At 65.8% G+C, this 16,336-nt stretch carries 18 protein-coding genes; 5 read left to right on the top strand and 13 right to left on the bottom strand.

Translation table 11 applies throughout. The features are described 5' to 3' along the window. Positions 1-6: 6 nt before the first annotated feature. From DPM12_RS12170 to DPM12_RS12150, 5 genes are read right to left on the bottom strand one after another with little or no spacing between them, the layout of a single operon-like run. Positions 7-1,107, bottom strand: a complete 1,101-nt coding sequence (locus tag DPM12_RS12170; RefSeq protein WP_342778782.1) for an FtsX-like permease family protein — start codon at positions 1,105-1,107, stop codon at positions 7-9. A 5-nt stretch (positions 1,108-1,112) separates the two neighbouring features. After that, positions 1,113-1,778 carry an ABC transporter ATP-binding protein gene (locus DPM12_RS12165; protein WP_211658904.1) on the bottom strand — a complete coding sequence of 222 codons (666 nt, stop codon included), beginning with the start codon at positions 1,776-1,778 and terminating at the stop codon, positions 1,113-1,115. Further along, complete coding sequence (locus tag DPM12_RS12160; protein WP_123788397.1) at positions 1,775-2,860, bottom strand: peptidoglycan-binding protein; 1,086 nt, start codon at positions 2,858-2,860, stop codon at positions 1,775-1,777. Before DPM12_RS12160 ends, DPM12_RS12165 begins: the two co-directional genes overlap by 4 nt. A gap of 8 nt (positions 2,861-2,868) precedes the next feature. Further along, complete coding sequence (locus DPM12_RS12155) at positions 2,869-3,387, bottom strand: hypothetical protein (RefSeq protein ID WP_112258593.1); 519 nt, start codon at positions 3,385-3,387, stop codon at positions 2,869-2,871. A 6-nt stretch (positions 3,388-3,393) separates the two neighbouring features. Further along, a complete protein-coding gene (locus tag DPM12_RS12150; RefSeq protein WP_112258592.1) occupies positions 3,394-3,774 on the bottom strand; it encodes a hypothetical protein in 381 nt (126 codons plus the stop codon). 199 nt (positions 3,775-3,973) lie between these two features. On the opposite strand from DPM12_RS12150, the gene lpdA reads away from it, so the two are divergent. The 3 genes from lpdA to DPM12_RS12135 all read left to right on the top strand — a co-directional run bounded on the left by lpdA (position 3,974) and on the right by DPM12_RS12135 (position 6,255). Then, positions 3,974-5,374, top strand: coding sequence for a dihydrolipoyl dehydrogenase (lpdA, locus tag DPM12_RS12145; protein ID WP_112258591.1), 1,401 nt, complete (start codon positions 3,974-3,976; stop codon positions 5,372-5,374). Between the two features lie 91 nt (positions 5,375-5,465). Further along, the gene (locus DPM12_RS12140) at positions 5,466-5,888 is read left to right on the top strand and encodes a DUF433 domain-containing protein (protein ID WP_112258590.1); all 423 of its coding nucleotides are present in this window, start codon (positions 5,466-5,468) and stop codon (positions 5,886-5,888) included. Further along, the gene (locus DPM12_RS12135) at positions 5,878-6,255 is read left to right on the top strand and encodes a DUF5615 family PIN-like protein (protein ID WP_112258589.1); all 378 of its coding nucleotides are present in this window, start codon (positions 5,878-5,880) and stop codon (positions 6,253-6,255) included. Before DPM12_RS12140 ends, DPM12_RS12135 begins: the two co-directional genes overlap by 11 nt. Positions 6,256-6,479: 224 nt before the next feature. Here the strand turns inward: DPM12_RS12135 and DPM12_RS12130 are convergent, their stop codons facing one another. The 4 genes from DPM12_RS12130 to DPM12_RS12115 all read right to left on the bottom strand — a co-directional run bounded on the left by DPM12_RS12130 (position 6,480) and on the right by DPM12_RS12115 (position 9,053). Further along, the gene (locus tag DPM12_RS12130) at positions 6,480-7,223 is read right to left on the bottom strand and encodes an ABC transporter permease (RefSeq protein ID WP_112258588.1); all 744 of its coding nucleotides are present in this window, start codon (positions 7,221-7,223) and stop codon (positions 6,480-6,482) included. After that, positions 7,220-8,146, bottom strand: coding sequence for an ABC transporter ATP-binding protein (locus DPM12_RS12125; protein WP_112258587.1), 927 nt, complete (start codon positions 8,144-8,146; stop codon positions 7,220-7,222). The genes DPM12_RS12130 and DPM12_RS12125 overlap by 4 nt, the downstream gene beginning before the upstream one ends. Continuing rightward, positions 8,139-8,426, bottom strand: a complete 288-nt coding sequence (locus DPM12_RS12120; RefSeq protein WP_112258586.1) for an AbrB/MazE/SpoVT family DNA-binding domain-containing protein — start codon at positions 8,424-8,426, stop codon at positions 8,139-8,141. Before DPM12_RS12120 ends, DPM12_RS12125 begins: the two co-directional genes overlap by 8 nt. A gap of 186 nt (positions 8,427-8,612) precedes the next feature. After that, positions 8,613-9,053, bottom strand: coding sequence for a DUF3224 domain-containing protein (locus DPM12_RS12115; protein ID WP_112258585.1), 441 nt, complete (start codon positions 9,051-9,053; stop codon positions 8,613-8,615). Positions 9,054-9,117: 64 nt separating this feature from the next. Here DPM12_RS12115 and DPM12_RS12110 point away from each other — a divergent pair, with 64 nt between their 5' ends. After that, on the top strand, positions 9,118-9,921 hold the full coding sequence (locus DPM12_RS12110) for a helix-turn-helix domain-containing protein (RefSeq protein ID WP_112258682.1): 804 nt from the start codon (positions 9,118-9,120) through the stop codon (positions 9,919-9,921). A gap of 118 nt (positions 9,922-10,039) precedes the next feature. Here DPM12_RS12110 and DPM12_RS12105 read toward each other — a convergent pair whose 3' ends face one another. After that, complete coding sequence (locus tag DPM12_RS12105; protein WP_112258584.1) at positions 10,040-11,281, bottom strand: multicopper oxidase family protein; 1,242 nt, start codon at positions 11,279-11,281, stop codon at positions 10,040-10,042. Between the two features lie 329 nt (positions 11,282-11,610). Between DPM12_RS12105 and DPM12_RS12100 the strand changes: the two genes are divergently transcribed. Further along, the gene (locus tag DPM12_RS12100) at positions 11,611-12,231 is read left to right on the top strand and encodes a sulfotransferase family protein (protein ID WP_112258583.1); all 621 of its coding nucleotides are present in this window, start codon (positions 11,611-11,613) and stop codon (positions 12,229-12,231) included. On the opposite strand, the gene DPM12_RS12095 is transcribed toward DPM12_RS12100, so the two are convergent. From DPM12_RS12095 to DPM12_RS12085, 3 genes are read right to left on the bottom strand one after another with little or no spacing between them, the layout of a single operon-like run. Beyond that, entirely contained in the window at positions 12,215-13,162 is a 948-nt protein-coding gene (locus DPM12_RS12095; protein ID WP_112258582.1) for an N-acetylglucosamine kinase, read from the bottom strand. The two genes, DPM12_RS12100 and DPM12_RS12095, sit on opposite strands and share 17 nt — an antisense overlap. After that, on the bottom strand, positions 13,159-14,061 hold the full coding sequence (locus DPM12_RS12090) for an N-acetylmuramic acid 6-phosphate etherase (RefSeq protein ID WP_112258581.1): 903 nt from the start codon (positions 14,059-14,061) through the stop codon (positions 13,159-13,161). Before DPM12_RS12090 ends, DPM12_RS12095 begins: the two co-directional genes overlap by 4 nt. Before the next feature lie 11 nt (positions 14,062-14,072). Beyond that, positions 14,073-16,328 (bottom strand): alpha-N-acetylglucosaminidase, encoded by a 2,256-nt coding sequence (locus DPM12_RS12085; RefSeq protein WP_112258580.1) that lies wholly within the window; start codon positions 16,326-16,328, stop codon positions 14,073-14,075. Positions 16,329-16,336 lie beyond the last annotated feature (8 nt).

Below are 16,336 nucleotides of genomic sequence, written 5' to 3'. Positions count from 1 at the left end.
CTCGAATCATGGGACTCGCAACTCGTGCAGGGGATCCTTCCGGGCTGCGGAGATGGCAGGAAGTAGGGCGCCGAGCAATGCAGTGAGGACTGCTGCGATGACGACGGCTATCACGAACGACGGGCCGGGCAGCGGACTTCCGGTGACGCTGAGTGCGGTCAGTGCTCCGGCGACTCCTACCAGCGCCCCGATTCCGGCCAGCAGAGCTGTTTGAGTCAGCAAGAGGGCAACAATCAGTGACCGTGTAGCGCCCAGGGCACGGCGACGTCCGAAGTCCTTGCGGCGAATACTGACGAGCGTGAGCAGGTTGACGGCAACTAAGGCTGCTGAGACTGCCAGGATGACCAGTACCGTTCCGCGACCGTAGCTGCCAAGCTCGCCTTGGATCGCGGTACGGATGGTGGCCAACTCTTGGGACGTCTCCATGGTGATCTTCGTCTCATCGGCAGCCTCCAGCAGGCTTTTCACCGTGTCAGAAACCGGTGCGACATGTCGCGGGGAATCTGCGAGGACGATGAGCACGGTGAGTGGATCCGTAGGGCGGGTTCCCGACGGGGCGTCTGGCTTCGACGAAGGTATCACTACCAGCGGTTCGAGGAATGTGGCGTAAGCGGGAACCTCGAGCTTGCCGGACACCACGAGTTCGTGGCCCGTGTCCGTCCGCAACGCGCCGAGGCCGTCACGGAAGCCGAGCGTCTGGATTGCCTCGGTGGAAGCGAGCGCACGATCCGGGAGATCCGGTACGACAAGTGAGCGGCCATCCAACGTCCCGTAGCCGTTGCGAAGAGGCACCTTGGGTCCGTCCGGCACCTGGGCGTTGCGCGCATCGACGATGGGCCCAAAGCCAATTGCGGTGTCGATCTCGGTAACCGCTTGAAGGCGGTCGATGACGTTTGCGGTAAGACGGGCATCGGCGTCGGCGCGGACCACGATACTGCGAGTGCCTGCCGCATCGATCTCGGCAAGGGCAGCATCCTCGGCTGCGGCTGTACGGCCAGTGGTCATCAAGACAGCGACGCACATTCCAGCGACCATGGCGACTGTCAGGACACTTGTCACCACCTGGCCGCGTGCGGAGGCGACAGCCTCCCGCCCGAGGACAAACATCGCGCTCACGATGCAGCCCCCAGCCGGATACGCCGATCGCATGCCTCCACGACAGCGGGATCGTGGGTGGCGACAACGACACAGGCGCCGTCAGCGGCGCGGTCGCGTAACGCCTGTATGACCGTCTCGCTGGTGGCCGGATCGAGGTTACCGGTGGGTTCGTCGGCGAGGAAAACGGGCGGGTCCGCGAGCATTGCTCGGCACAGTGCGATGCGTTGTGCCTGCCCGCCCGAGATCTGACCGGGACGGTGTGCCTCGCGGATCTCGACTCCGAAGCGTTCCAGCAGCTCATAGGCAGTCTGGATGGCTTCGTGCCGGGACTGGCGCCGGTACAGTGCCGTCTCGATGACGTTGTCCAGTACGGTTCGTGTCGCGTCGAGGGCGGCATCCTGGAAGACGAACCCGAACGTGTGGGCTCGCAATCGAGCGCGTTCGGCATCTCGTAGCGCGTCGACCGGAGTACCGCGCAACATCACATGCCCGGCGGATGGCTGCAGCATGAGACCAAGCAGGTAGAGCAGGGTCGACTTACCGCATCCCGACGGCCCGGTGATAGCTGTCGTCGTTCCAGCCTCGAATGTAGTCGTCCATTCGGCGACGATCGGGTCACCGTCCGCGTAGGCGAACGTGAGATCTTCTGCGGAGAGCACGGGCGCCGTGGATTCCGTCACGAACTGCCGTCCCCGTCTGCCTCCATGTCACCTGATCGTCCAGGTGCGCGAACCTGCATGCCTGCCTCAACGCCCTCGACAACGGCGGTGCCCCCGGCGCTCTCGACGACCGTGACCGGGAGAAACTCGCCTGACTCAGATACCACCCCGACATCGCCCTCCGCTCGGGTGACGAGCGCCGCCGCGGGGACCGTCAGCCCACTGACCTCGGGAACCACCTGGATGACACTGGGCAGCAAGGTCTCCTGGTCAAGGGGAATCTCGGGACAGTCATTGCCGCATATTGGTGCGTCACCGGTGCTGTCCAGCACGGCCACAGAGTTCTCTGGAGTCTCGCCGCTGCGCACTTCATCGATCTCTGCCGACCACGGATCACCATCCTCTCGCGTGATCTGCACAGCCATCCCCGGTTCGACCATCTGGGCTTGATTCTCCGGAAGCGTGATCGTAAACGATGGTGCATCGTCGAGTATCCGGACCGCCTCTTCGCCTCCGGTCAGCGTATCGCCGGTGGCGAGATCTGGATGGAGGGCCAGACGTTCTGGAAGGCCCGGCACGTAGAGGACATCTTCCCGGGAAACCACGCCGTCTTCGGCAACGCCGAGGTCCCTCTGCCAGGCACGTACCGCCCTCTCCGTGTCTGAACCGAATATCCCGTCGGCCTTGCCCACGTCGTAACCCAAACTCAGCAACAGTTCTTGGAACTGGGCGACGTCCTCGCCTCGTGTCCCGGCGCTCAGGTCACGGAATGCCGGAACGTCACCAGCCGCCACGACGACGGGATGGAGGTCAACGGTATACAGGACGTCACCAGGCTCTGCCCGCTCGCCGTCCGTGAACTCGAGGCTGGTCAGAACTCCGGACGCCTGATTCGGCACGACTGACTGAGTCGGCCACTGGGCCGACGTGTTGAGCTGCATGGATTGGCCGACGGTCCCTTCCCCGACCTCGACCAAGGTGTACTCGGGCGCCTCGAGTGTGTCCTCTGGCCCGGCCAGCAGCTCGTGCGCCGCCCATGCGCCAGCCGCACAACCGGTGGCCAGCGCCAAGACCCAGCCGATCACAACAGTCCGGGTACGCACCGGGTGGCCTACTCGGGTTGCGGACACTCAGCGAACACTCGCTCGATCTCTGACCTGTCCTTCGTATCGACGACGTGCTTGTACGGGAACCACAACGGATCCCGACTCTCGCTCATGAGCGACTCGATCGACGCCTGCTTGCTCGGTGGCTCCGGCACCGCGTACCCGAGATCCTTGATGCACTGTGCGGCATCGGCCAATTCCGCGTAATGCTCCTCGGCCTGCTCCCGTGTCATGGGCGGAGGCGGCAGGTCATAGCCGTATTCGGCCTTGCACGCTTCCATATCATTCCGGTATTGGTCTCGTTGCTCCACCGGCGCGCTCCCCATGACACTGCCGTCGTCGTCAATGGTGAGTTCCCAGCCCTTGTCGCCCATGCAGCGTTTCATGTTCTCGGCGAAGTCCTCAGCAGGCGCGCGCGTGCGCGTCGAATCGCCGTCGGCTTCGGGCTCGTCCGTTGTGCATGCGGCCAGTGCCACCGCGATCGCGGTGACACTGGCGCTGAGCGTTCTGCGTGAGCGTGTCAACGTTGCTTACTCCTCGGCGAGAGGGTAGGTGCACGTGGCGCCCGTATCGTCATTGTCTAGTGCTTGGTTCGTAACGACGGCCCAGCTGTTGATGTACTCGAAACCGAAGTATGCCGAGTCGTACTGGTAGGAGCTGTGGTTGAAATCATCGAAGAAGTTTCGCCCGCCCACGGTTTGTCGGTGGTGACCTTCACCCACCACGCGGGTATACGTGTACACATCCAACGGATTACAGGAAACGTAGCGTCCGTTTTCCGACTCGGCAGCAGTGGCTGGCGTCGCGACGACAAAGGCCAGGGTGGCGGTGGTGATGGCCAACGCCAGCGCCCGTGCCCGATGGCGTGTACCGGCGTGACCAGCCTGAGATAAACTGCGCTCGTTCCTCACTGGTACCTCCCGAGGTCTGCACGGTGAGGAGCTAGCGGTGGCGGTGTTAGTGGCGCCGCCACCGCGTCCTCAAGATTATTAGGAGGCAGCCTACGAGCACCTGAAAGGCCCCACAAGGGGCCACGTTGCTGTTGGTTATGGGGGCCGACGAGCCTACCGGTCCGCCGGTCTTAGCCGGTCCCTCGTTAGGCTGTCTTCTATGAGTACGCACTTCGATGTCGTCGTCCTCGGCGCCGGCCCCGGCGGGTACGTCGCCGCCATCCGCGCCGCCCAGCTCGGCAAGTCCGTTGCGGTGGTCGAGTCCCAGTACTGGGGTGGTGTCTGCCTGAACGTCGGCTGCATTCCCAGCAAGGCGCTCCTGCGCAACGCCGAGCTCGCGCACCTGGTGAAACACGAAGCATCCACCTTCGGAATCAGCTTCGAGGGGGAGGTGCAGGTCGACTACGCGAAGGCGTACGAGCGCAGCCGCTCGGTGGCCGATGGCCGGGTAAAGGGCGTGCACTACCTGATGAAGAAGAACGGCATCACCGAGTTCGACGGGTGGGGAACGTTCACCGACGCCAACACCATCGATGTCACGTTGAACGCTGGCGGCACCGAGACGGTGACGTTCGACCATTGCATCGTCGCGGCCGGTGCGACGACGAAGCTCCTGCCCGGAACCCAGCTCAGCGAACGCGTCGTCACGTTCGAAGAGCAGATCATGCAAAGCGAGCTGCCGGACAGTGTCATCGTCGCCGGCGCGGGCGCGATCGGCGTGGAGTTCGCGTACGTGCTGGCGAACTACGGCGTCGACGTCACCATCGTCGAATTCCTCGACCGGATGGTGCCGCTGGAAGACCCCGAGGTGTCCAAGGAACTCGCCCGCCAGTACAAGAAGCTCGGTGTCACGGTGCGGACCTCCACGCGGGTAGACGCGATCGACGACTCGGGCGACAAGGTGAAGGTGACGGTCACCAGCGGCGACAAGCAGGAGGTCCTGGAGACCGACAAGGTCTTGCAGGCCATCGGCTTCGCTCCACGTGTCGAGGGGTACGGCCTGGACAAGGCCGGGGTGACCCTCACCGAGCGGGGCGCCGTCGACATCGACGACTACATGCGCACGTCGGTGCCGCACATCTACGCGATCGGTGACGTCACTGGCAAGCTCATGCTCGCGCACACCGCCGAGGCCATGGGCGTCGTGGCGGCGGAGACCATCGCCGGAGCCGAGACCATGCCGATCGACTACGCGATGATCCCGCGGGCCACGTACTGCCAGCCGCAGATCGCCGCCTTCGGATACACCGAGCAGCAGGCCAAGGACCTGGGCTATGACGTCAAGACGGCGAAGTTCCCGTTCATGGCCAACGGCAAGGCGCACGGCCTGGGCGAGACCACGGGATTCGTGAAGCTCGTCGCGGACGCGAAATACAACGAGATCCTCGGAGCCCACCTGATCGGCCCGGACGTGACCGAGCTGCTGCCCGAGCTGACGCTGGCGCAGCAATGGGACCTCACCGCCGACGAGGTGGCCCGCAACATTCACGCTCACCCGACCCTGTCGGAGTCCATCAAGGAGGCCGTCCACGGCATCGCGGGCCACATGATCAATATGTAAGGTCAACGGCCGGCTGCTCGCCGGATAAGAACATGTGAGGCCAATGGCTGGGTTCACGACTCTACGGGCATCAGTTGCTACACTGTAGTGCATGGCGTCCCCGACGAACGTGCGGTTCCCGGACCAGGTGGATAGGAACCTGGCCGAGTACGCGCGCCAGACCGGAGCGAACAAGTCGAGCGTGGTCGTGAGCGCGGTGCGGGAGTGGCTGCGCATGGAGGCCCACCCCGGCATCGTCTTCGTCACCACGGTGACCGGTGAACGTCGCGCTGCGCTGGTGAGCGGCCCGCAGGTGTGGACTGTGGCGGAGTCGTGGTTGCAGCACGACAAGGACGAGCGCAGCCCGGCCGTGGTCGCCGACGCGCTCGGGCTGGGCGTTGCCGACGTGGAAACCGCGCTGGCGTACTGGGCTGACCACCGCGACGAGATTGACGATCTGATCAGCCGCCATCAGGCCAGCCAGGACGAGGCGCTGGCGGCGTGGGAGCGTCGGCGAGCCCTCGATGCCGTCTGAGCTGACGGCGCTGCGGTTCCTGCTCGACGAGCACTACCCGGCCTGGCTCGCCGACGACCTGACGGCTGACGGCATCGATGCGGTGGCGCTGACTACGCACCGGCCCGAGCTGCGCGGCGTAGACGACCAACGCGTCCTGCAAGCCGCCGTGGCCGAAAGCCGGGTCGTGGTGACCGAGGACGTGACCACGTTCAGCGCCGCCATCGCCGCCGGGCCCGACCATGTCGGCGTCATCTACTGTCACCACGCCCGCTTTCCACGCACCCGGCCCGGCCTGAACCGGCTCCACAAGGCCATCACCGCACTAGTCGCCGACCCACCAGACGGTCTCGGCGAACACCCCGTCGTCTGGTGGCTGGCCGCTTGACTACTGTCTGCTGGGCGAGGGGTAGTGATCGTGCTTCGGGTTGGTTCCTGACACGGCTGTGTCAACTGAAGCGTGACCCTTACTAGAGTCTGTGAGCGTGAACTCAGCCGGATCTGCAGATGACCGGGCGATCGGAGGCGCCAAGTCCGGGTCTCAGTGGGTCAAGAGCTCCCCGAGTATCTCATCCTGGAGATTGACCACGCAGCAATGCTATCGCTGTGAGGTCACTCCCAGCGGAAGAGCCGCGCCGCGACGGCGGTTGCCACGCCGAGCAGGGCCACGAGTACGACGATGGGTACCCAGTTCTCGTGCCACGCTTCCCCGGACCACAGGGCTTGGAGGAGCTCCACGAGCTGTGTCAGGGGCGAGTACTGTGCGAAATCGCGTACACCGTCGGGCAGGACGGCGAGGGGGACCGGACCGCCCGAGAGGAAGATCAGTGGAAAGACCAGCACGTTACCCGCCAGCTGGGCAACACCGGCCGTGGGCATGATGGCAGAGAGCGCGTAGCCGACGGCGAGGAAGGCGAGGATGCCGAGCGCGGCTGCGAGCAGCACGTTGACGATGTTGCCTTCCAGATTTGCGCCGAAGATGAGCGTTCCGACGGCCAGCATGGCGGCCACGCTGAGGAGCGAGAGGACGAATCGCACGACCACATCGGACGCGATGTAGGCGGCCGGCTGCAGCGGCGTCGCACGAAAGCGACGCAAGGCCCCGGTCTCGCGCTGGGTGACAATGTCGACCGGAATCACGATCATGCTGACGATTGCGATGATGATGGCCGCGAAGCTCACCAGGTTCGCGTCGAGATAGCCGCGGCCGTCGAACTCCGGCTGGGGATCGTTGCCGAAGATGAGGCCCATGGCGATGGCGAACAGCGGCGCGAACGCGATCATGAAGAACACGCCGACCGGCTCGCGGACGGATCGTTTGGTCTGGATGCTGACCAGTTTGGTCGTGGCTGTCATGTCGGCTGTCCTTCTCGCATCTCGCGGCCGGTGAGAGCCAGGAAGACGTCTTCGAGGCTGGGTTGTTCGGAGCGCATGTCTCGCACGTTCAGGTCGATGTCGGACAGTACACTCATGACGTCTTGCTGGAATCGGTTGCCGGTGCCGTGGACGACGACGCGTCCGCTGGCGTTCTCGACCCGAGTGACTCCGGAGACTTCCTTCAGGCGGTCGACGGGAGGAGTGCCATCGACAGTAAAGGTGATCCGGCTTTCGGCATCGATCGATGCGATGAGGTTGGCGACGGTGTCCAGCGCGACGATCTTGCCGTGATCCACGATCGCGACGCGGTCACACAGGTTCTCCGCCTCTTCCATGAAGTGCGTGGTGAGGAAGACGGTGGTGCCACCGTCCCGGATGTCACGGACCACGTCCCAGATGGCGAGGCGCGACTGCGGATCGAGCCCGGTGGTCAGCTCGTCCAGGAAGACGAGACCGGGGTTGTTGATGAGGGCGAGGGCGATGAAAACGCGCTGGCGTTGCCCTCCCGAGAGCTTTTCGACGTAGGAGTCGGCCTTGCCATCGAGGCCGAGCCGGCTGAGTAGCTGACGCCAGTCGGCCGGATTCTGGTAGAAGGCGGCGAACAGGTCCAGCGTCTCGCCGACCTTCATCCGGTGGGGAAGGGCGGCCGACTGGAGCTGCACGCCAGTGCGCTCGCGCACCTGGCGAACCTCACGTTCCGGGTCCATGCCGAAGACTTCGACCGTGCCCGTGTCGCGGGTGCGCAGACCCTCGATGCATTCCATGAGGGTGGTCTTGCCAGCGCCGTTGGGGCCGATCATGCCGAAGATCTCACCGTCGTGGACCTCGAAAGACACGTCGTCGACGGCACGGATATCGCCGTAGTGTTTGGTGACGTTGCTACATCTGATCGCGTCAGGCATCTCCCGGCTCCGCCTCGTCCGTTCCTTTCTGGGTGTGCTTCTGGATCTGCTCGAGTAGCGCCGAGGATCCCTCGAGGTTGCGTATCAGAAATTCGAGTTTCATGAGCGCTATGCCCTGTTCCGGGTCGCCTAGAACGAGCAGCTTGTCGCCTGCCTCGATGCCGTGATCGCGCCGTGCCTGAGCTGGGATCACGATCTGGCCCCGCTCACTGACCGTCACCGCGCCGTAGAAACCTCGTCCCCCGGGTCCATAGAAGGCTTCATCCTCCTCGGAAGGCATCGGGCCACCTCTTCCAACATTCACAGCATGAATGTTTTACAAATCATGTCATGTAAATCGTGCCCAACGTCATCCATCCCGTCAAATGGCCACAGTATGCTGGGCAGAGCAGCACATCCGGGCAGGCCAGGACCCTGCTCACGGGTTCGATGCGGCTCGCGATGTCATCGGATCTTCAGCCGATTTTCAGTCGATGTCGAACCACAAGGTGAGGGGGTAGCCGTGGTCGCTGTGTCCCTGGATGGACAGCTCGGCCTCGCCGCGGAGGTTCTCCAAGCCACCGGTGCCCATGCCGGGTACGACGTCGAGGTGTATCGAGACCGAGCCCTTGTCCTGATGGCCGATGTGCCGGAACACGCAAGTGCCTTCGTGACCGGCGATGGACCCTTCGAAGCGTTCCAGACCGACGACGGGAGCGGCGTCGGCCTTGTAGGCGATGAGGTAGACGAGGGCGCCGGTGCCTTCGATGTCGCCGGTGTACGTGTAGCTGACGTCGGTGCGGGTGAGGCCGCGATCGGGGAAATACGCCTCGCCGGCTTTCGTACCCGTGCCGTCGATGTCGGCGATGAGTTTCTCCGACCACGACGCGACGTTGAACATGCAGGTTGCCTTCCGTGTATACGTCATGGTTAACACGCTAGGCCGCCGGAATCCGGCGGTCTTGAACAAACGCGACGACTATGCTGTGACCATGTCCGTGCCCAGGGGGCGCCCGGAGGCGATCGTTCGGCCGGAGAGGGGCCGGAAGGCGTTCGACGTCGAGCGCCTCCCGCCATCGGCGTCGCTGGCGGAGTTCGTGGACTATTACTGGCTGGTGCGGTGGCGGGTCTCGCAGCCGTACCGCCAGCAAGTCATTCCGCAGCCACGCGTGCATATCGCGGCCGAGGACGGCCGGCTGTTCGTCCATGGTGTGACCCGGGAGCCGTTCTTTCGCACGTTGACCGGTGGGGGACACGTGCTCGGTGCGGCCTTCTTCAGCGGCGGCTTCCGCCCACTGCTGAAAGGTAGCCTGGCGGCGATCTCGGGGACGGTTCGTACTGCGGCAGACGTCCTCGGAAGGAACGACCGCGGCACGGCCGAGGGAATCTTGGCGGCGACGGACTCCGCGGCTATGATCGCGGTTCTCGAGGAATACCTGCTCGGTGTCGGGCCGGAGCCGGATCCGATGGCACGGGAGGTCACGCTCCTGGTCGACGAGGCCGAGCGGCGCACCGACATCGTTCGTGCCGAGCAGTTGGCCGAGCATGCCGGGATCAGCCTGCGCCGGCTGCAGCGGCTGTTCTCGGAGTACATCGGGATCGGCCCGAAGTGGGTGATCCAGCGATTCCGCCTTCTCGAAGCGACGGCGGCCGCGCACAGTGGCGAGCGAATCGACTGGGCGGCGCTGGCGGGCCGGCTCGGTTTCAGCGACCAGGCACACTTGACGCGCGTGTTCACTCAGGTGGTGGGAACGCCCCCGGTGACGTACCAACGAGATCAGACCGGCGCCCGTTGATCGAGAAGGCGACTTCTTGGTTCTGTGGAACGCCCAGGAACCCCAACATCTGTCTGGACGTTCCGCAGAACCAAGAAGTGAGCTCGCCGGCAGCCGTGGTCCGGTGCCGCGCGAATGGTCAGGCGCGGATATGTGCGCGGATCGTGACCTGACCGTTCGCCGGCAGCCGGTAGGTGTCCCACCAGATCTCCGGATTGGTCTGCCAGGACTGATCACCTGCGGGGATGCCCTGGACATCCAGCACCTGGAACGGGTGGCCGTTCAGGTGGAAGCGGTGCTGGGTGGCGTCGTCGTTGATGAGTACCCATTCCTCGACGGTGCCGGCCGTGACGTATCGATCGACGTCTGCGAGATCCAGCTCGTGCCCGTCCATGACGGTCCGGACCGCCCGTCCAGGAGTGCCATCGCCTCCGGTGAAGCGCAGCGTGCGTTTCTCGGCGATCGGCTCGGTGGCGAACTGCGGCCCGTCGACGAGGCCGCGGGGCATCGGGTTGAAGACGGGCCGTCCGGCCACGGCGAAGGTCGCCAGATCGACCGCCGGCTGGGGTTGGCCGGTCTGGCCATGGCCGTATTTCCCGGCATACACGCGATACCGTCCCGGCCGGGTGGCGCGGATCAGGATTTCCGCCCGGTTGCCGGGCACCAACATGATCGACTGCACCGGGCGGGCCTGGGTGAAGGGCATGCCATCCTGCCCGATCTGGTGCAGGGTGTGGCCTTCGACGTGGAACCACATGACCCGGCGCGGATCCGCGTTGAGTATCCGCCAACGTTGGATCTCGCCGGGTTGGATGTCGATGTCCGGCAGTACCTGGCCGTTGACGGTGGCGGTGAGCCCGGCCGGTGGTGCGGCATCGGCCGGCCGGCGTTCGCCGATCACCAAGGTGCGCTCCCGCGCGCTGGCGATGCCGTCCACCTGGTCGATGTCACCTTCGACGAGGAGTGGAGCGGGCAGGCACGCGTGGGCGCGCGGAGAGCTCCGGCCCAGCGGGTGGTAACGGTGCAACCCTGCCGGGAAATCGGCCGGGATCTCGTACTCGTGCCGCTGATCGGACCCGGCTTGCGCGGTGCCGTCGTCGGTAGTCAGCTTGATCGTGTCGCCAGGGCGAACCCGCAGGATCTGACCGGGTGTGGCGTGCTCTGGTGGCAACGTGTGCTCCAGCACGCCACCCATGCTGCGCAGTTCCGGCAGATCGCGCAGCGGCTCGCCCGCAGGGGCGCCGTCGGATTGCGGATTGCCGAAGTACTGGCGAATGGCCGCACTCGCCGCGTCCGTGACATCGGCCGTCGACTCCGTGCCAACCGGACGTGGATGACCCGGTACGAAAGCGGGCTGCCGGGTAGTGATCGTCGTTGCCATGGTTGTCCCCTCATTTCGCGTCCTGGGAGACCGTAGCAGTGCGGGGCGAGATCTACCGCCGTTTTCCGTGAGCACGAGACGTGTGTCTCGGATTTTGTCTACTTGTCAACGGATTTGTATAGAACTTGATCGAGGTCGCCGACGATCCGCGTGGCCTTCGACGGTTCTCCGTTACTGGCGAGGTGGACCGACGGGTCTGCTGGCAGCCCCGGTGACAGGTGGTGGCTTGACGGTCCCTGACATTTCACCAGGAGTTGTCTTGTCGCTGATCATTTTCTTCTGTATTGTCCCGAATCGCACGTGTGTGGACGACGTTTGGAGATGTCAGCGTGGGTCTTTCGATCGTGGGTGCGGGGCTGCCTCGTACCGGAACGTCTTCTCTGAAAGAGGCGCTCGAACAGCTACTGGGGGGCGACTGCTATCACATGGCTGTCATTCCCGGTCATCCGTTCAACCTCGGTGCCGACTGGGCGACAGCTCTCACGGGTGGATCTCCCGATTGGGACAAAATATATGATGGCTACGTCGCCGCCGTCGATTGGCCCACGGCGATGTTCTGGGACGAGCTCGGCACCCACTATCCAGAGGCGCCGATCATCCTGTCCCGCCGGGACAGCGCGCAAGAATGGTACGACAGCATGTCGGCAACCCTCCTGCCGATAGCCCGGATGGCGGTGGCGAACGGCTGGACCGGCCAGGGCTGCGGGCTCACGGATCTCCTGGAGCGTTTCACCGGGACGACCGACTGGGATCATCCCGAGCTGTTGATGAAGGCCTACGACGACCATCTTGCTGCGGTCCGGGAGTCGGTTCCGGCCGAACGGCTGGTGGATTGGCACCCGCAGGACGGTTGGGAGCCCATCTGCGCAGCACTGGGCTTCTCCGTGCCGGACACGCCATTTCCGTGGCGAGGCCTTCGTAGCGAGTGGGGCTTCAGCCCGGCGAGCTGAAGGCGTGCAGGTAGGGCGTGCTGGCTGGCAACGTTCCGTCGGCTGCGGCGCGGGCCAGAGCGAGCGCGCCGGCAACCGAGCCCCCGCGGGGTGGTTCGAAACGCGCGTCGGGAAGTGACGCCCGGATCGTTCTCTGAAACGGCTCCATGAGCAGGTCACCGGCCTCGAAGAGCCCTCCGCCCCAGGAGAAGACGGGCTTCAGTCCGGAGGCGGCGGCGATCGCCGTCTCGCCCAGGTGCTGCCCGGCCTCGGTCCAGATCCGCCGGGCGACCGGGTCGCCCGCGTGAGCGGCCTCGGCGACGCTGGGTGCGAACGACGCGAGGTGATGCGCCGGGGATGGTGACTCGTAGACGAGACCCACCAGCTCCAACGGATGCCCGAACCGAGCTTCGAGGTGGTCGAGCAAGTTGCTCGACCCGTTTGGCCGTCCGTCGTGCGCGCGCAGCGCGGCCTGCAAGCCCATCAAGCCGATCCAGGCGCCGCTGCCGTGGTCGCCGAGCAGGTACCCCCACCCGTCCGACTGGTTCCAGATGCCGTCGAGGTCGGTACCGAGCGTGATGACTCCGGTGCCGGCGGCGACCACGACGCCCGGGTGGAAACCGAGTGCACCCACGTGCGTCGTCAAGGCGTCGCCGGCGACGGCGAGCGAGCCGATGTAGAAGCGTGCACGCATCCCGTCCCACAGTGGACGGGGATCGTCGACGAGTCCGGGAAGCCCGGTCATGCCGATGGCCATCCCGGCGAACCCGGCGGCTCCGGGAGCCGCCATGTCGAGGGCATCGATGATGCGCGGTGCGAGCTGGCCGAGGTCGATCTTCCCGTTCACGCGTGGCGGTGGCTCTCTGTCCTGGGCCTCCCGCGCGCCCGGATCGACGCGCACCCTGATACCACTGCCACCGACGTCGACCCCGGCGATGCCGGTCTGGTTCATAGGGCGCGTCCGTGCACTGCGGCAACGGCGTCGCGAACGCTCGGGTGCGCGTCGATCGCCGACCGGGCCCGTTCTGGCGAACAACCGGTGAGCAGGCGCACCAGTGCCTCGGGGATCTTGCCACCCGCATCGGTGAGCGCCTCGCGGCAGCTCCGCTCGTCGGAGCCGGTGGCGTCAGCGAGCAGGCCGACCGCCCGCTCCCGCAGCTTGGTGTTGGACGCCACCAGCCCCACCATGAGGTTGCTGTACGTGCGCCCCGATTTGATCATGAGGGCGGTGGAGAACGAGTTGAGGATCACTTTGGTCGCCGTGCCGGCTTTGAGCCGCGTGGAACCGGCGAGCGCCTCCGGGCCCGTGTCCGCGACGACGGCCATGTCGGCCAGCTCGCGCAGCGGGGCGTCGGGGTTGCAGGTGATGAGTATGGTGAGTGCGCCGATGGCACGGGCGGTGCGCAGCGCACCGGCGACGTAGGTGGTGGACCCGGAGGCGGTGATACCGACGGCCACACTGCTCTCGTCCAGGTTCCGCGCCGCCGCCGCGCCCATGTCGTCGGAGTCCTCGCAGTCGATCGAGGAATCGACGACGGCGCTCGCGCCGCCGGCGAAGTGAGCCGTGAACAGATCCCGAGGAGCACCGAACGTTGGCGTGATCTCCGTGGCATCCAGCACGGCGAGCCGGCCCGAGGCGCCCGCGCCGAAATAGTGCACCGATCCGCCCCGGACGAGCCGCGCGTGGGCCTCGTCCACGGAGCGTGCGAGTTGTTCGTTTGCGGCCGCAACCGCCTCCACGGCCCGGGCGTCCTCGTCGTGCAGGAGCCGGAGGATGTCGTGACTCTCCAGCGTGTCGATATCGGCGGTGTGCGGGTTGCGCTGCTCGGTCGGTGGTACCCGCGATGTCATGGTGCTCCTCATCAGTTGTGGTCTGGCGTCCGCGAAAGCGAACCGGCATGGGATGCGTATGTGGTGTACACGCGGCGCGATTCGGTCGCGACGTCGCCCAGGTCTTCGGGTGGCGGGTGAGGGCCGTCTCGCAGGAAAGCCTCAGCGCGTTCCTGGAGCCGGCGGTTCAGGTCGTGCTCGCTGCTGTCGTGATCGTGGCCGAGCTCGTCGCTGGCCAGGGCCCGATCTAGCCCGTGCGCCCACAGCTGCCAACGGTCGCGGTAATAACCGCCGACCAGGCCGCTCCAGAAGCGTCCCGAGTAGTCGTCGAGCAGCGGGCTGGTCGTGGTTCCCCACACCGTGATGATGCGACGGGCGTTGTCGGCCAGGACGTCCCGATCTCCCGGCTCGCTCGCCCAGGACAGCGCTTTCGCCTCCCAGTGCTGGTAGGTGAACTCGTCGCGGGTGGCCAGCAGGCGGTCCAGATCGTCGAACAGGCGCATGAAGCGGGCGACGTGCTCGTCGCTGCGCGTGCCGAGCCGCACCGACTGCTCGACGACGTCGAGGAAGAACCGGTCGGCGAGGCGTGCCAGGTAGGCGATACCCACCTCGATGAGATCGTGCCCCAGCGGTCCTGCGGCCAGAGCGCGGTCCCGCTCGGCAACGTCGATCATCTGCTCCCAGGCTGTCACGAGCGTGCCGGGCGAGTACCAGAGGGCGCCGGCGATATCCGCGCGTAGCTGGTCGAGGCCGTCTGGAATGCGCGCGTACGACGGCTTCGCGGTGACGACGCCGCTGAACTGGGCGGGAAAGATCCGAACTCCGCTGGCGGCGTAGATGCTGTCGAGCAGGCCACGCCAGGCCGCGCGTAGCGTCGTCGCGTCGTCGTCGCGCCGCGTGCTGTAGCGCTGGTCGACGAAGGTGTCCATCCAGGTGCCGATGTCGGTGACCCGGTTCCAGATCTGGTCGGCCACGAGCTCGAAGAACGCCGGATTGTTCCGGGTGGCCTCCATCGACAGTCCGATACCGGACGGAGGGTTTGGTGCTTCGAGAGCTGCGTCGATCGATTGCGGGACGTTCGGGAGGTCGGCGACGGGGTCGGTGCGGCCGCCGAAGTTCAGCAGGGCACACCACAGCCATGGCTTCCCGGAGAACTGTTCGAGGCGCCGCCACTGCGGGTCGTACTCGGCCCAGAGGTCGGCGATCAGCATCCGCTCGTGGGGAATCGCGTCGAGAAATGCCCGGATCCGCTCGTCGGTCCAGAAGTGGCGCTGGTAGGAGAACGGCCACGCTTGCATGACCCAGACGGCCTCGGGGTCTGCGGCGCGAAGACCCGCGAGCGTTGCCCGGGCGACGGCACCCGGAAAGGCCGGGTCGGCGTCCACCGGGATCATCTCGATGAACGGGTCGGCGGCGTACAGGTGATCGCTGCCGAAGAGTTCGAGCTGCGCGCGTGCGATCTCGGTGCAGATCTGCTGGTACCGCGAATCCGACGGATCGAGGACGCGGGTCTCGAATCCCTGCCAGATGCGACTGGATCCTTGCGGCGCGAGCTGGGGCGGCACGTGCCCGGTGAAGGCGGGCAGGACCGGTGTCATGCCGAAGGCACGCTCGCGTTCGAGGATGCGGGCGCCGAGTTCGCGATGGCTGTCGAGCCACGACGGGGGCAACGGCCCGGCGAAGGTGTCCAGGCAGCCCATGAACTGGAACGGCAGGTAACCCGGGCCACCCAGGAAGCCGCGGATCGACTCGTCGTCCATGCCGAGCCGGGTGTAGGCGGTGTGGAGTACCGACTCGTGGCCGGTGAGGGCCAGCGGCATCGTGATGCCGTGCAGCGCCATCCAGTCGATCTCGCGTTCCCAGTCGGCCCAGTCCCAGTACGGCATGGTGTAGCTGAAGGTGCAGAAGTTCAGGTAGTACCCGTGGCGTACCCGGGCGTCGCCGCGCGAGGGCGGGCTGTCCGGTAGCGACCGCACCGGCAGCGGCAAGGGCGTATCCCATCCGACGGAGTGCCCGCAGCGTTCGCGCAGGTAATGGTGGAGTCCGACGGCGGCGCTCACGCCGTCTGTCGCCGCTACCGTCACGTCACCGCCGCGTGCCTCGTACTCGTAGTGCCGGCCGGCATTGTTGTGGCCGGCGGCCGGCGCTGGATCGAGAGGGGCGGAATCGAGAGGGGGGAAATCGAGAGGGGCGAAATGCACGGCGTCGGCCACGGGTCCGAGCACGCGCCGGGCCAGGCCCCGGAGCGTGTCACCCCAGGGTGGCGTTGATTCATCGTTGCCGGTCATCCTCACAC

Source organism: Phytoactinopolyspora halophila, from assembly GCF_003287285.1.
Taxonomy (GTDB): Bacteria; Actinomycetota; Actinomycetes; order Jiangellales; family Jiangellaceae; genus Phytoactinopolyspora_A; species Phytoactinopolyspora_A halophila.
Note: the sequence above shows the minus strand (reverse complement) of the source record. Positions and strands in the feature narration are given on the sequence as shown.

What these genes read in the sequence shown, in the direction of transcription:
- DPM12_RS12170 (WP_342778782.1), bottom strand. Translation starts at nt 1,107, where the DNA reads ATGTTTGTCCTCGGGCGGGAGGCTGTCGCCTCCGCACGCGGCCAGGTG.
- lpdA (WP_112258591.1), top strand. Translation starts at nt 3,974, where the DNA reads ATGAGTACGCACTTCGATGTCGTCGTCCTCGGCGCCGGCCCCGGCGGG.
- DPM12_RS12140 (WP_112258590.1), top strand. Translation starts at nt 5,466, where the DNA reads ATGGCGTCCCCGACGAACGTGCGGTTCCCGGACCAGGTGGATAGGAAC.
- DPM12_RS12135 (WP_112258589.1), top strand. Translation starts at nt 5,878, where the DNA reads ATGCCGTCTGAGCTGACGGCGCTGCGGTTCCTGCTCGACGAGCACTAC.
- DPM12_RS12130 (WP_112258588.1), bottom strand. Translation starts at nt 7,223, where the DNA reads ATGACAGCCACGACCAAACTGGTCAGCATCCAGACCAAACGATCCGTC.
- DPM12_RS12125 (WP_112258587.1), bottom strand. Translation starts at nt 8,146, where the DNA reads ATGCCTGACGCGATCAGATGTAGCAACGTCACCAAACACTACGGCGAT.
- DPM12_RS12120 (WP_112258586.1), bottom strand. Translation starts at nt 8,426, where the DNA reads ATGCCTTCCGAGGAGGATGAAGCCTTCTATGGACCCGGGGGACGAGGT.
- DPM12_RS12115 (WP_112258585.1), bottom strand. Translation starts at nt 9,053, where the DNA reads ATGACGTATACACGGAAGGCAACCTGCATGTTCAACGTCGCGTCGTGG.
- DPM12_RS12110 (WP_112258682.1), top strand. Translation starts at nt 9,118, where the DNA reads ATGTCCGTGCCCAGGGGGCGCCCGGAGGCGATCGTTCGGCCGGAGAGG.
- DPM12_RS12105 (WP_112258584.1), bottom strand. Translation starts at nt 11,281, where the DNA reads ATGGCAACGACGATCACTACCCGGCAGCCCGCTTTCGTACCGGGTCAT.
- DPM12_RS12095 (WP_112258582.1), bottom strand. Translation starts at nt 13,162, where the DNA reads ATGAACCAGACCGGCATCGCCGGGGTCGACGTCGGTGGCAGTGGTATC.
- DPM12_RS12090 (WP_112258581.1), bottom strand. Translation starts at nt 14,061, where the DNA reads ATGACATCGCGGGTACCACCGACCGAGCAGCGCAACCCGCACACCGCC.
- DPM12_RS12085 (WP_112258580.1), bottom strand. Translation starts at nt 16,328, where the DNA reads ATGACCGGCAACGATGAATCAACGCCACCCTGGGGTGACACGCTCCGG.